Below are 13,289 nucleotides of genomic sequence, written 5' to 3'. Positions count from 1 at the left end.
TTGATTTAACTTAAAGGAAGAGAATGAAAAAAGATCAATTTAAGAGCATTGTACAGAATCATTTAACACAATTAAATCCATCATCTAGTTATAGATAGTTACATAGAGAACAAGACCTTATAACACCAATGTTTAGCCAACTTATTGATTAGCTAGATCAGCCCGATGAATCATTCTAAACCCATTCTACAAAAGATTTCTAGAAACAAGTCCATGAGAAAAGCAAATAAATGTACTATCCAAGTAGATGTTTAATCACACTTACTTTCGCAACATCAAAAATGAATTTTATATACGTGCTTTGTCATTACTTTGTAGTACTTTAACTTGAATGTGATGTGTAAAATCTGCTTGCATGACGTTGGATACTGGTGTGTATCCATTTGGATTTAAGAAAGTACGATATAAGGAAGAAAATATGAATATAAGACTATTTCACAAGAAAAGCACCCTAAAGTAATATCAATCTAGCCATTGGAACCCTATTAACAGTCATTTATCATCCTTAAGATTTATCATCTTAAGGATGATAAGATTACTTAAGATTAATAAATAATTAGAGATACATGGGGAGGAGTAGCAGACCAGAAAAGTATCGGTTAAAATAATTTAATATGGTTAAAATAATTTGATATTAATATAGATACTTTTCTAAGAAAAAAACCAGCACAGCGTCGTTCTGGTCGTGTTCAACTTTTCGACATGGGCTTAATAAAGAGTATATCTCGACTATAGTAATACATCTATATCAAAATGATTCCTAATAAAGGGCAGATCACACAATTTCAAGACAACTAAACTTCTCAAATTCAGTCTACCTTAATTTAGCATTATTTAATTTAGCATTATCGAAAAATATTAGATATAATTGTTCTCTCAATGGGAGATAGTCATGTCTATACTAGACGCTAGTGAGATTGATAAAATTGCACATTTAGCTAAACTAATTATCCCTGAAAATAAAAAGAAATCGATACAGAAAGAACTCAACAAAATTCTCGATTTAGTGGCTAAAATGAAAAAAATAGATACAAAGACGGTTGAACCGCTTTTGCATCCTTACGACATGCCACAACCATTTCGTGAAGACATCGTTACCGAACCTGATCAGCACACTTTACTCCAAAAGGTGGCACCGCAAATTGAAACTGGACTCTATATAGTCCCAACCGTAATTAAAGATGAAGAATAAAAAGGAAAAAAGCATGCACCGAAACACTATTGCTGAATTAAGTCGAGCACTTCAACACAGAAACATATCCAGCGTGGAACTTACACAACATTTCATCAATCGCATTAAAAATCTCGATACCACGCTTAACAGTTTCATTACTGTAACAGAAGAACACGCCTTAAAACAAGCAAAAGCGGCTGATGTACGGATAGCAAAAGATGAAGCAACACCACTAACCGGTATTCCTATTGCGCAAAAAGATGTTTTTTGCACTAAAGGTATCAAAACTAGTTGCGGATCAAAAATGCTCGATAATTTTATTGCTCCTTACGATGCCACTGTCGTTAAACAACTGGATCATGCGGGTGCTGTACTAATAGGTAAAACGAATATGGATGAATTTGCTATGGGTTCCTCCAATGAAACCAGCTATTATGGACCAGTTAAAAATCCATGGGATATCGAGCGCATCCCGGGAGGATCATCCGGCGGTTCAGCAGCTGCAGTTGCCGCCCGAATAGTGCCTGCTGCAACCGGTACTGATACGGGGGGTTCCATTCGTCAACCAGCTGCTTTGTGCGGTATTACTGGCTTGAAACCCACTTATGGTCGTGTATCTCGTTTCGGGATGATCGCTTTTGCTTCTAGCTTGGATCAAGGCGGACTGTTAACTCAAACTGCACAAGATGCAGCGCTGTTGCTCAGTATTATTGCTATACATGACCGGAGGGATTCAACTAGTATCAATAAAAGTGTACCTGATTACACCACCACTCTAGATCATTCCTTAGAGGGTTTAAAAATTGGTTTGCCGAAAGACTATTTGAATCAAGATATAAATGCAAATATTACAACTTCTATTGCAGCTGTAAAAACAATATTTGAAAAATTAGGAGCTACTGTCATAGATATTTACTTGCCTCACACGGATTTTGCCGCCTCAGCCTATTATGTGTTATCAACTACTGAATGTTCTTCTAATCTTGCACGCTACGATGGTGTTCGATATGGATATCGATGCAATAATCCCATAGATTTGGATGATCTTTACAAACGATCCCGCTCGGAAGGTTTTGGCACTGAAGTGAAACGTCGCATTATGATTGGTAGCTATGTGCTTTCTACCGGTTACTACGAAGCCTATTATTTAAAGGCTCAAAAAATTCGTCGATTAATACGTAATGACTTTAGCGATGCATTTAAAACCGTGGATATTATTTTATCGCCCTCAACACCCACACCTGCATTTAAAATAGGAGAAAAAATATCAGATCCAATAGAAATGTATCTATCTGATATTTATACCATATCTGCCAATTTAGCTGGCTTACCTGCCATTTCCTTCCCTGCTGGTTTTATTAATCACTTACCAATTGGAGCTCAGCTAATTGGAAATTATTTTGATGAAGCACATCTATTAAATATAGTTCATCGTTATCAGCAAGAGACAGATTACCATAGGCAATTGCCATCTGCATCGAGGTATTAAGATGGAGTGTGAACCAATTATTGGTTTAGAAGTACACGTGCAGTTACGCACAAAAACAAAAATTTTTTCTGGTGCCTCTACGACTTATGGTGCAGAGCCTAATACACAAGCCTGTGCGATCGATCTCGGTTTTCCAGGTGTTTTACCAGTTTTAAATAAAGAAGCTATAAAATTAGCCGTTCGTTTTGGTTTGAGTATTCAAGCCACCATTGCGACTCATTGTATTTTTTCAAGAAAAAATTATTTCTACCCAGATTTACCAAAAGGCTATCAAATTAGTCAACATGAATTTCCGATTATTAAATCGGGTTATCTCGATATTGAGAGTGAAGATGAAGTTACTAAACGCATTGGTATTAGGCGGGCACATTTGGAAGAAGACGCAGGAAAATCTATTCATGAAAAAAGGCGAGGCCACTCCGGAATCGATTTCAATCGCGCGGGTACACCCCTACTAGAAATTGTTTCCTACCCTGATATTCGTTCTGCCGCAGAAGCTGTTACTTATTTAAAAACCCTGCATGCGCTTGTGCGCTATATTAATATCAGTGATGCTAATATGCAAGAAGGTGCCTTTCGTTGTGATGTGAATATTTCATTACGCCCCCAGGGTAAAAAAAAATTTGGAACGCGTACTGAAATTAAAAACGTTAACTCTTTTCGTTTTGTAGAACGTGCTATTTCATTCGAAATTAAACGACAAAGAAAAATTTTAGAGAGTGGTGGCAAGATTGTGCAAGAAACGCGATTATATGATGCTGTACGGGATGAAACACGATCTATGCGCACAAAAGAAAAAACACATGATTATCGTTATTTTCCTGATCCCGATCTGTTACGAGTAGAAATCACACCAGAATTTATTAAATCTGTAAAAAGACAGTTACCTGAATTACCGTGGGAAAAACGAAAACGCTTTAAAAAGAGTTATCACTTAAGCAGCTATGATGTTAAATTACTGACGACTAATATCGATACAGCTAATTATTTTGAAGCCGTAGTAAAATTAGATAAAACTCTATCTCCTAAGCTTGCAGCCAACTGGATCAATAGTGATCTGGTTGCCGCGTTAAATAAAAACAATCTTTCCATCGCAGAAAATCCTATCAATGCTAAGCAATTAGTAACTCTTCTCAATCGAATTACTGATAATACTTTATCCAGTAGTATGGGCAAGCAAGTATTTGAAGCTATGTGGGAAGGAAAAGGTGATGCAGATACGATCATCAAACAGCAAGGGCTTAAACAAATCACTAACATTGATACTCTTGAAAAAATTATTAATGAAGTGATTGCCAATAATCCCGTACAAGTCAAACAATATCGCGCAGGTAAAAATAAACTTATAGCTTTTTTCGTCGGTCAAGTCATGAAAGCTTCAAAAGGCAGAGCCAATCCTCAATGCGTTAATAACTTATTAAAGAAAAAGTTAATAACTTATTAAAGAAAAAAATATAAAATTCATCCCATGCCTTTTCTCTTAGCTTAATAACCTTATCTATTAAATTTACCAAGTGGCAGGCAGAACAGGAGGGGGGGTTAACGAATAACATCAATACCATAATCTTAAAATATCAAAGTAAGAAATTAAAGAGTTAACTCTTGTTTGCATTATATCTGTTGCTTTTCGGATTTCCAATTTAGGTTGTTGGGTTATTATTTATTTGATTTCTTTAACTTCATGATTAATCTGAAGTATGTCTTTCATAGTGCTCCTCTTAATAGTCAGCACGTCATAAATAGTAATGGACATACGCGAGAGAAAAGGTACAGGATCATGGAATGGTTCAACAAAACTGTCATGTGTGCTGGTACGCAACGTTAGTTAGTAAAAGCTGAATAACAGAGTCACTCCTACTAGCACGTAGGAGGCCTTACAGGAGGCGTCAAATGATGTACCATGTTTAGGAAAACCTGTCGCTGCTTCAAATCTCGCTGGTTTTGCTTGCGTAGTCATCACTAAACATACCCAGATACTTGCTCGTAAACAATAACCTTCTCTTCTTCCAATAAAATAATGTTTCTCTTTCAGATTAGTTATTAGCATTTTTTCTTTAATTACTTAATACCTTATAATATCTGATATGTAGATAGATGATTATGATAGAGATTTATGTATACTTTTCTGTCAAACTATATAAAAGTATTCATGATACAGCTTATAATCGACTAAATCTTATACAGAAATTGGCGACGTTGAATAATCGCATCCAGTTTATTATACCTTAATGTATGAACGATGTTTCCCGTTTGATTTTCATAAATAATTAACGACATACATTTAACACTAGCAATGAGCAGTAATGTTATACTAACCATAAGATCAATGTAAGATTTGAAGATGACGTTTTATCTTATTTTATAGTTATGCTTGTGATAGCATTTTCGCCAACAACCTTTCGTAAATTATACATCGTCTCCAATCTTATCTCCCATACCCCTTTGTTGGAGGATCAAAGCTAATCTAAAGTGCGAGTTTTACTCACATAAAAAGAGACTCAGTCTTTTATCGAGATTTAATTGAGGAGTGAGACCCTATAACAACTATAATAAAAAGAGTTACTAATTAGTTTCTGAATTCTGCTTGCACAGGAAAATAACAGTTACAATTCAATTGATTTTTAATTGATCGGTTCTTATCTTAATTTCTAGATAATGCTTATTGTTTAGATAAATAGTTAATAAAGTCAAAATTGATAGTGGGTTAAAATCTATGATACAGAATACTAAAGATGGAAAGATAAGAATTAAGATGATCAAAGATAAGAATGGTGTATTTAAGGGGAAAATATGCTAAATACGACAAAAATTTCGCACTTGTCAAAAAGATGCATTGTTAGTAAAAGCATTGATAATGCTTTTAATGAAAGTATCGATTATGTTTTCTAACTTTTTTCCTACCGGATTTGCTGAATTTAAGCAGTTTGAGGATGAATTGATAGGCTACGACGCTACGGATGTATATGTATAAATACCGGACGGCAAGCACAGTTCAGAATTGTATAATATTTTTAACATTGGTAACAAAAACTTATTATGTTAAATAGATTTAGAGAGTTGCTTTCAGGTGAAAAACATACCCTTGCTCAGTAAGCTAAAGGAAAGAAGAAGAATTATGCTCAAGAATATTTAAAGATCAGCATTGAAATGCATAAAAGATTTAAAATTCAATCTCTTGTACGAACCAAATAAATCTAAAGCGAACAAGTTTTTCTCACAACAAATCATATTGTTTAATTGTTGTTTTATACAATATGATTTCAATTAAATACATTATCCTCTTAAATAACTATGCACAATATTCATTATCGCCTCCTGTTGTTGCTAGGTGGTGAGTGTAAAACTTATTTCAGCCAATTTTCAAAAAGTTATCGACAATCTATGTGTCATAGAATCTCGCACCCTATGTGCTGCTCTAGCCTAAACTAACATTTTGCCTATTAACAGCTTAAAGCTTATATAGACATCCATGCCAACAACATCGATTAAATTAGACTTCAAGTAACAAGTTATCCAATATGGGATTAGTGCAAGTCTCCATACTTATGCTTATAGATAACAATATATTTTTCCATTAATGTACTACTCTGTCCGGTAATTTATCTTTATGCTACTAACAAGAAACAATGATATCTATGTACTAATCTTATAAAGATTACATTGTTTTCCACGAAATATAGCAAGAATAGTTTTGATTATCATTTGGTATTCAGTAAATATTCAGTAGATTCAACAGCAAATATTCTATCGAAGTTGTTCTTACTCGTTTTATTTCGAATAAGTATCAAGTAAGTAAAATTTTAGTATATTTACTATTAACAGCGTGACAAGAAAACAGAATGAAAATAAAATATGCTAGGCTGATTGATGTTATTTTTTACTAATTATTTATTTTCTTTATAATCAAGGAGATATATGTGAAAAATTTTTCTGCTAAAAGCAGCAGCTAAAAATAGCTTGTAACAACAAGCATGATACAAAAGAAGGTACCTTGCTTTAAAAATCCGGTCCAATACTGCTCAATTTTTATCATACAGATATTCTTTAATAATTCAGTAATAGATTAAAATTAATATTTAATAAATCTCATTACAAGCAAGTTAAGATTGCTATGACAAACAGCTGACATCTATGTCATAGACTTAAAAAAATAATTCTATAATCGCCATGAGCATATCAAGCAACATAACTAATTGATTTCAAGTTCATCTTTTTTATCAATCAAATCAATTGGTTAATCAAATCAAAAAGAATTATTACATCCATTTTTATTTTCGTCGCCAGTAAGTACCTTCCGAGGAATCCTCGATAGTCACACTAAAATCACTCAATTGATTGCGGATTTGATCGGCTGTTTTCCAGTCTTTTTTTACTCTTGCGTCATTGCGTTGGGTAATAAACGTTTCAATTTCTAGGATATCCATTTCTTTTTTACCACCATTACCTTGTAAAAATCGCTCAGGAACTTGATTCAACAGACCAAAAACATGACCAAGATGTTTTAATTCAGAACCTAAAATTGCTGCTTTTTCTATTTGATTCTCATTGCGAAGTCGATTAATTTCCCGAGTTATTTCAAATAGAACAACGAATGCCATAGGGGTATTGAAATCATTGTCCATAGCTTCTTTAAAGCGATCTGTATACAAGGAAGATGGTTTCAGCTTCTCCCCTATGCATGGTAAACCACGTAAGGAAAGATACAATCGTTCTAAAGCAGCACGACCATTATTTAAATTTACTTTGGAATAATTAAGAGGACTACGATAATGTCCTGACAATAAAAAATATCGTAAGACCTCAACATCATGTTCTTTAAGTACTTCTTGAACAGGAATAATATTACCAAGTGACTTTGACATTTTTTCTTTTTCAATTTCAAGAAGACCTGTATGCATCCATAGCATTACAAAAGGTTTTTTTTCAGCTGCTTCGGATTGTGCAATTTCATTTTCATGGTGAGGAAATTTTAAATCTAGTCCACCTCCATGAATATCAAACGGTTGTCCTAAAAGATTGTTCGACATTGTAGAACACTCGATATGCCAGCCAGGTCGCCCTTCCCCCCACGGAGAATTCCATTTGGGTTCTCCTGGTTTTGTTTGTTTCCATAATACAAAATCCAGAGGATCATGTTTATATTTGCCAATTTCTGTGTATGTATTTGCTCGAAGCTGATCTAAATTACGATGAGATAGTTTTCCATAATCCTTAAAACAACGTACATTGAAATAAACATCCCCATTCTGTCCAATATAAGCACTTTCATTTTTCATTAGTCTCTCTATTAACTGAATAATTTGTGGTATATATTGCGTTGCTCGAGGTTCTTTATCGGCCGACAAAACATGAAGCGCATTTTCATCTTCATGTAAAATTCGAATAAATCGTTCTGCTAGCGCTGTAGGATTTTCATTCTGCTCTTTGGCGCGGTCGATAATCTTATCATCAATATCAGTAATATTACGAATAAAATTTACTTCATAACTCCGCATTCGTAAATAACGCACAATCATATCAAAGATTATCCACGAACGCGCATGACCAATGTGCATACGATCATATACTGTCATGCCACATACATAAAGCTTAACTTTACCTTCCTCAATTGGTTTGAATTCTTCTTTCCGTTTCGTTAAACTGTTAAAAATTTTCACCGCCTCGCTTCTTGTAATCGTTTTTGGATAGTTTTGGCATCCATCAATAAAATCAGTTTCGCTAGTTCAGGACCATGTTCAACACCGGTTAAGGCTATTCGTAAGGGTTGATATAATGCCCTCCCTGCAAGATTTAATGTTCCCTTTAAATAATTCATTATCAACTTTAAATCCTTATCAAATTTCCTAAAGGCTTCAGCTGCTTTTTCAAAGTAGACCTTATCCGTTTTTTGTAGGTATGTTCGCTGCATTAGTGAAAATGATAGGGCGCTATTAAAGCAGACATCAATCCAATAATTAACATCCTGCAGAAAATACACATTAGGTTTGATCGTTGTCAGAAATAAAGCAGTTTTGTCTACAGGGATTTTTGATTTTAATTCCTTTCCCATCCACTTCCAAAAATAATCACAGGATAATTTTTCGATAGCTCGTTTTTGCCAATAATCCAGTTGTTGCACGTTAAATTTAACAGGAGATTTTCCTAACAATTTGACATGAAACCCATCTGCCAATTCAGCAAGTGAAAGAAAAGTATCACTTTTATAATAATGTCCCAAACGCGCTAAATAATTTATCACGGCTTCTGGCAAATAACCTATTTCACGCAATTCTTTAATACTTCGACTGCCCCGTCGTTTGGATAAGGGACTACCATCTGAACCAACAATTAGAGCTATATGACCATAAGTAGGTACAGCTAAGCCAAGCGCTTGTAAGATCAAGAGCTGTCGTGGCGTATTAGTCAAATGATCCTCACCCCTTAACACATGAGTTACCCCCATGAGAGCGTCATCAACGGCGTTACAAAACATAAAAGGTGATGTGCCATTGGTACGACGAATAATAAAATCCCCAATATCATTGGTTCGAACGTGTTGTTCACCTCGTACTAAATCAGTAAAGGTCACTACTTTATTCTTCGGAACACAAAAACGCAAACTAGTCTGTAAGTACTTGGCGAGTTTCCCTCTCACCTCTGCGGAAGATAAAGAACGACATGTACCTGCGTAGCGTGGTGGTTTTCCAATAGAACGTTGAGTCTTTACCGACAACTTTAGTTGTTCTTCGCTGCAAAAACAAGGATATGCCTGCTTAGTTGCTTCTAAACGCTGATAATAATACTCATAAATAGTTTGACGTTGCGATTGATGATAAGGTCCCTTTTCCTTCCCCTCCTTATTCGGACCTTCCTGCCAATCTAGGCCCATCCAATGTAGATCTGCTCGAAGTCTAAAGTCAAATTTTTTTTTAGAACGCTCAGCATCTGTATCTTCAATTCGAAGCAAGAAGACGCCTTTATTTTTTTGCGCAAAAAGGTAGTTAAATAATGCTGTTCGAGCACTCCCCAAGTGTATGAGGCCAGTCGGACTTGGACAGAAACGACTTTTTATCATTAGACTCATTCCCAAAAACGCACTATTATGACAATTTTTGGCTTGCCTTCCAAGATATTTTATAATGATGAAATCCCACACCTTATTTATTTCCGATCTCCATTTAGAAGAAGAAAAACCTTCGATCACAGCTCGCTTTTTCGATTTTATGGAGTATCAAGCTCCTAAATCCGATGCTATTTACATTTTAGGTGATTTTTTTGAAGCATGGATTGGGGATGATAATCAGTCAATTTTTAATCGAAAAATTATCGAAGTACTTCGAAAACTCACTGAAAAAGGACCTGAAATTTACTTCATGCGAGGTAATCGAGATTTTTTAATTGGTAAAAAATTCGCAATAGCCGCTAATATTATCTTATTGAAAGATCCTACGGTGATTTCACTCTATAATAAATCTATTTTATTAATGCATGGCGATAGTCTCTGTATGTTAGATCATAAACATCAAATTTATCGTCGAAATGTTGCAAAACCGTGGGTAGAAAAATTAATGTTATCTCTCCCTTTAGTGCTACGACGCAAATTAGCTAAGGAGCTTCGCAAAAAAAGCCGCAATCACAATCGGTATTTATCCTTTGAAATTCAAGATGTCACTCATGATGCAGTAAAACGAGTCATGCAACGACACAACGTAGAATTACTCATTCACGGTCATACCCATCATCCTGCTATCCATGATTTAATTGTTGACAAAAAACCTGTTCAACGGATCGTCTTAGGTGCCTGGTACGAGAACGGAAGCGTTTTACGTTATTTTAGCGATGGACGATTTGAATTGCATACTTTTACTTAGCTATTGTATTGTATTGCTTCTTCTTACTCATAGATTGGAATGATGAAAATTGGCTACATTTATAATTTATATTCAGTGCTTTCAAGGGCATTATTAAGAAAAACGCTGATCGAATTAGTTCTCTTTCTGAAGAAACTACTTTGAATTTTAAAAACATATCCTGAAAACAGTCATACCTAGAAAAATTGATTACGTACTAAGGTGTACTTAGCTGGTAAATTTAGCTTCTTGTGAACATCAACTATCTCAAACAGGTATGCAATCTGTTATTCTCCGTACTGTTTTCTATTTTTCGCGTTTCGCGTATTTTTTAGAAGCTAATTTAGATCGGAGACACCAACAATTAATTCATAGTTGCAAAGAATGAGGAGTGTTACTTTTTCATTTCCGTTCCTTTAAAAGCAGTAGTTGTCATAGGTGATAGTGGATGTTTACATATCTATCCGTTCTACTATATTCTTCGCAGAAGAAAAGTTGAGTTTTTGAGGATCAACATAATATTATAGAAAGAAAGACGCCTCTTATCTGGCGCCCAACAACAACATCTTCATTTCTTTTACTGCGTTAGCGAGCCCAATTAAAACGGCACGAGAAATAATGCTATGGCCAATATTTAATTCATTGATAACAGAAATGGCTGCAATGGGCTGGACGTTGTGAATGGTTAGGCCGTGCCCGGCGTTAACAATAAAACCTAGGCTATTTGCGTAAATGGCTGCTTCGGTAATTCGCTTAAGTGCTAAATTATATTCGTCATCAGTTTTTGTGTTAGCGTAATGACCAGTGTGAATTTCAATGATAGGAACTCCACAGATTTTGGCAGCATCGATCTGTTTTTTATGGGGATCAATGAACAAAGATACTTTGATGCCTGCTTTGGCCAGGCGAATGCAAATCTTCTGCATTGATATCTGTTGTCTCGCTACATCTAATCCCCCTTCTGTGGTTAATTCTTCACGTTTTTCAGCTACCAAACAACAATGATCTGGTTTAATTTCTTCTGCAAACTGTATAATGGCTTCAGATGCAGCCATTTCTAAATTCATGGGAATGGTCAATTGTTGTTTTAAACTGCGTACGTCATTATCCTGGATATGTCGACGATCTTCACGTAAATGAAGAGTAATTCCATCAGCACCTGCGTTAACAGCAATAACTGCAGCTTCAACTGGATTGGGATAAGTAGTGCCGCGCGCTTGTCGCAATGTGGCAATGTGATCAATGTTAACTCCTAAGCGAACCATTTAACTTCTCCTATTTGTGCTTTGCACTCAAGTGCTTCTACCAAGAAAAAGAAGGAAATTAAAATATCATCGTTCCAATTTTACTATAAAATCCACTAATTTTTTCTTAAACAATAAGCTGCATCCTTCAATTATTTAGTTATACTAAGCCATATACTAATGCAATAATTCACGACTTTTAAGAGGTTTTTTCCCAAGCAATCGGCCTAATGTTACTCGCATGAGACGTTTGATATCTTTTAGCGATTTATAATCAAAAAATTTTCCCTCTCGTAAAGCAAGTAAACTTTTCCCACAAAAAACATTTTTTCTATTGCCTACTTCACAAGGTAAAAACCCTTGATCAGGATCATATTGATAAAATTGATCAGCTTCAATGGGTATATTGTTTTTTATCTCATATTGTAGTGGTAAACCATAACCTAATTCATCCAACAATCGTTTTTCAAAAAAACGCAAATTTTTTTCTAAATTACCATTAACTAATTGACCCAATGCTTCCTGATAAGCATAGAACAAACGATCATAAGGATCACCATGATACAATAGACGCATCAATAATTCGTTTAAATAAAAACCACATAATAATGGCTCACCTTCCAAGGGATATGGCATTCCGCTTAATTCTACATCACCTAAATATTTTAAATCGCTTCGACTTACCCACGATACTACAAGTGGAAAGAATAATTCTAACTTACCTTTATAACGTGATTTTAACCCTCGTGCACTCCGAGCTAATGCAGATACACGACCATAATTTAGAGTTAACAATTCAATAATCAAACTAGTATTACTATAGGGACGTCGATGTAAAATAAAGGCGGGTTCCAAAGAAACGCGCTCTGCCATTCTTTTAAACTCCAATTTTAGTATTGCTTGTTATCTGAATAGTCGACTTCACCTTCGTTTACAACTGTAACACATTTTTTTACCAGACAGTTCTTCTATGTCTATTCATGCTATTGTACTTGTTGTTTTAAGGTGTTCTACTTTTTCTAGACAATTATAATCCTTTTTCGTCCTTTTTTCTCAACTCGAATCGCTACTAAAATGCTAATAATTTTTCTGTTTCTACTTTAATACTTTTTTTAATTGAAAAACAATAAGATAATAGTAATATCCGATAGATTGAGTAACAGTTTATGCTAAACCACCTACCTGATCACCGTTTTTGTACAGTAAAATAATCTCATAAAAAGGAGATATCAATAGTGAGACATTGGCACCGCTTCTGGTTCTGTGCCAAGATCTTTGAATTACCTCAATAACTATTCATATCATATTTTCGGTACAACTTTTCCCGGTGTGGGATAATAAGTTTGGTTCAATAAAAAAACAACTATATCTATCTCTTCCTGCAAAGAACTTTAATCTACCGGATTCATATAGCAATTTATTGCTCAATGCGCTTCTATGTATGAAGCGAGGAGCATACCCACATAAATGACATGAGCATTTATTTAAGATTTTTATGCCAAAATACGAAATTGCGTGATTTGTGGCTTTCGGACACGGAAAGTAATACCAAT

The 13,289-nt window shown here is 34.8% G+C and carries 9 protein-coding genes; 4 read left to right on the top strand and 5 right to left on the bottom strand.

Features of this window, described 5'->3' with window-relative positions:
* The first annotated feature begins 892 nt into the window (after positions 1-892).
* The 3 genes from gatC to gatB are packed head-to-tail and all read left to right on the top strand — an operon-like array spanning position 893 to position 4,107.
* Complete coding sequence (gatC, locus tag CEAn_RS00475; RefSeq protein WP_211923897.1) at positions 893-1,192, top strand: Asp-tRNA(Asn)/Glu-tRNA(Gln) amidotransferase subunit GatC; 300 nt, start codon at positions 893-895, stop codon at positions 1,190-1,192.
* A 13-nt stretch (positions 1,193-1,205) separates the two neighbouring features.
* Positions 1,206-2,663: an Asp-tRNA(Asn)/Glu-tRNA(Gln) amidotransferase subunit GatA gene (gene gatA, locus CEAn_RS00470; protein WP_211923896.1), complete on the top strand. Its 1,458-nt coding sequence runs from the start codon at positions 1,206-1,208 to the stop codon at positions 2,661-2,663.
* 1 nt (position 2,664) lies between these two features.
* Positions 2,665-4,107 carry an Asp-tRNA(Asn)/Glu-tRNA(Gln) amidotransferase subunit GatB gene (gene gatB, locus CEAn_RS00465; RefSeq protein ID WP_211923895.1) on the top strand — a complete coding sequence of 481 codons (1,443 nt, stop codon included), beginning with the start codon at positions 2,665-2,667 and terminating at the stop codon, positions 4,105-4,107.
* Positions 4,108-4,488: 381 nt separating this feature from the next.
* Here gatB and CEAn_RS00460 read toward each other — a convergent pair whose 3' ends face one another.
* From CEAn_RS00460 to gltX, 3 genes are all read right to left on the bottom strand, one after another.
* Positions 4,489-4,710, bottom strand: coding sequence for a hypothetical protein (locus CEAn_RS00460; protein WP_211923894.1), 222 nt, complete (start codon positions 4,708-4,710; stop codon positions 4,489-4,491).
* A 2,221-nt stretch (positions 4,711-6,931) separates the two neighbouring features.
* Positions 6,932-8,320 carry a cysteine--tRNA ligase gene (cysS, locus tag CEAn_RS00455; RefSeq protein ID WP_211923893.1) on the bottom strand — a complete coding sequence of 463 codons (1,389 nt, stop codon included), beginning with the start codon at positions 8,318-8,320 and terminating at the stop codon, positions 6,932-6,934.
* Positions 8,317-9,717 carry a glutamate--tRNA ligase gene (gene gltX / locus CEAn_RS00450; RefSeq protein ID WP_211923892.1) on the bottom strand — a complete coding sequence of 467 codons (1,401 nt, stop codon included), beginning with the start codon at positions 9,715-9,717 and terminating at the stop codon, positions 8,317-8,319. The genes cysS and gltX overlap by 4 nt, the downstream gene beginning before the upstream one ends.
* A 67-nt stretch (positions 9,718-9,784) precedes the next feature.
* Here gltX and CEAn_RS00445 point away from each other — a divergent pair, with 67 nt between their 5' ends.
* Positions 9,785-10,513, top strand: a complete 729-nt coding sequence (locus tag CEAn_RS00445) for a UDP-2,3-diacylglucosamine diphosphatase (RefSeq protein ID WP_244670124.1) — start codon at positions 9,785-9,787, stop codon at positions 10,511-10,513.
* Between the two features lie 521 nt (positions 10,514-11,034).
* Here the strand turns inward: CEAn_RS00445 and pdxJ are convergent.
* Together pdxJ and recO are read right to left on the bottom strand one after the other, a co-directional pair.
* Positions 11,035-11,757 carry a pyridoxine 5'-phosphate synthase gene (gene pdxJ / locus CEAn_RS00440; RefSeq protein WP_211923890.1) on the bottom strand — a complete coding sequence of 241 codons (723 nt, stop codon included), beginning with the start codon at positions 11,755-11,757 and terminating at the stop codon, positions 11,035-11,037.
* A 156-nt stretch (positions 11,758-11,913) separates the two neighbouring features.
* A complete protein-coding gene (gene recO, locus CEAn_RS00435; RefSeq protein WP_211923889.1) occupies positions 11,914-12,609 on the bottom strand; it encodes a DNA repair protein RecO in 696 nt (231 codons plus the stop codon).
* Between the last annotated feature and the right edge of the window lie 680 nt (positions 12,610-13,289).

It is taken from the genome of Coxiella endosymbiont of Amblyomma nuttalli (genome assembly GCF_018107685.1).
Classification (GTDB): Bacteria; Pseudomonadota; Gammaproteobacteria; order Coxiellales; family Coxiellaceae; genus Coxiella.
Note: the sequence above shows the minus strand (reverse complement) of the source record. Positions and strands in the feature narration are given on the sequence as shown.

Bases quoted from the DNA above. Each gene is read 5' to 3' on its own strand.
- gatC (WP_211923897.1), top strand. From the start codon at position 893: ATGTCTATACTAGACGCTAGTGAGATTGATAAAATTGCACATTTAGCT.
- gatA (WP_211923896.1), top strand. From the start codon at position 1,206: ATGCACCGAAACACTATTGCTGAATTAAGTCGAGCACTTCAACACAGA.
- gatB (WP_211923895.1), top strand. From the start codon at position 2,665: ATGGAGTGTGAACCAATTATTGGTTTAGAAGTACACGTGCAGTTACGC.
- CEAn_RS00460 (WP_211923894.1), bottom strand. From the start codon at position 4,710: ATGCTAATAACTAATCTGAAAGAGAAACATTATTTTATTGGAAGAAGA.
- gltX (WP_211923892.1), bottom strand. From the start codon at position 9,717: ATGATAAAAAGTCGTTTCTGTCCAAGTCCGACTGGCCTCATACACTTG.
- CEAn_RS00445 (WP_244670124.1), top strand. From the start codon at position 9,785: ATGAAATCCCACACCTTATTTATTTCCGATCTCCATTTAGAAGAAGAA.
- pdxJ (WP_211923890.1), bottom strand. From the start codon at position 11,757: ATGGTTCGCTTAGGAGTTAACATTGATCACATTGCCACATTGCGACAA.
- recO (WP_211923889.1), bottom strand. From the start codon at position 12,609: ATGGCAGAGCGCGTTTCTTTGGAACCCGCCTTTATTTTACATCGACGT.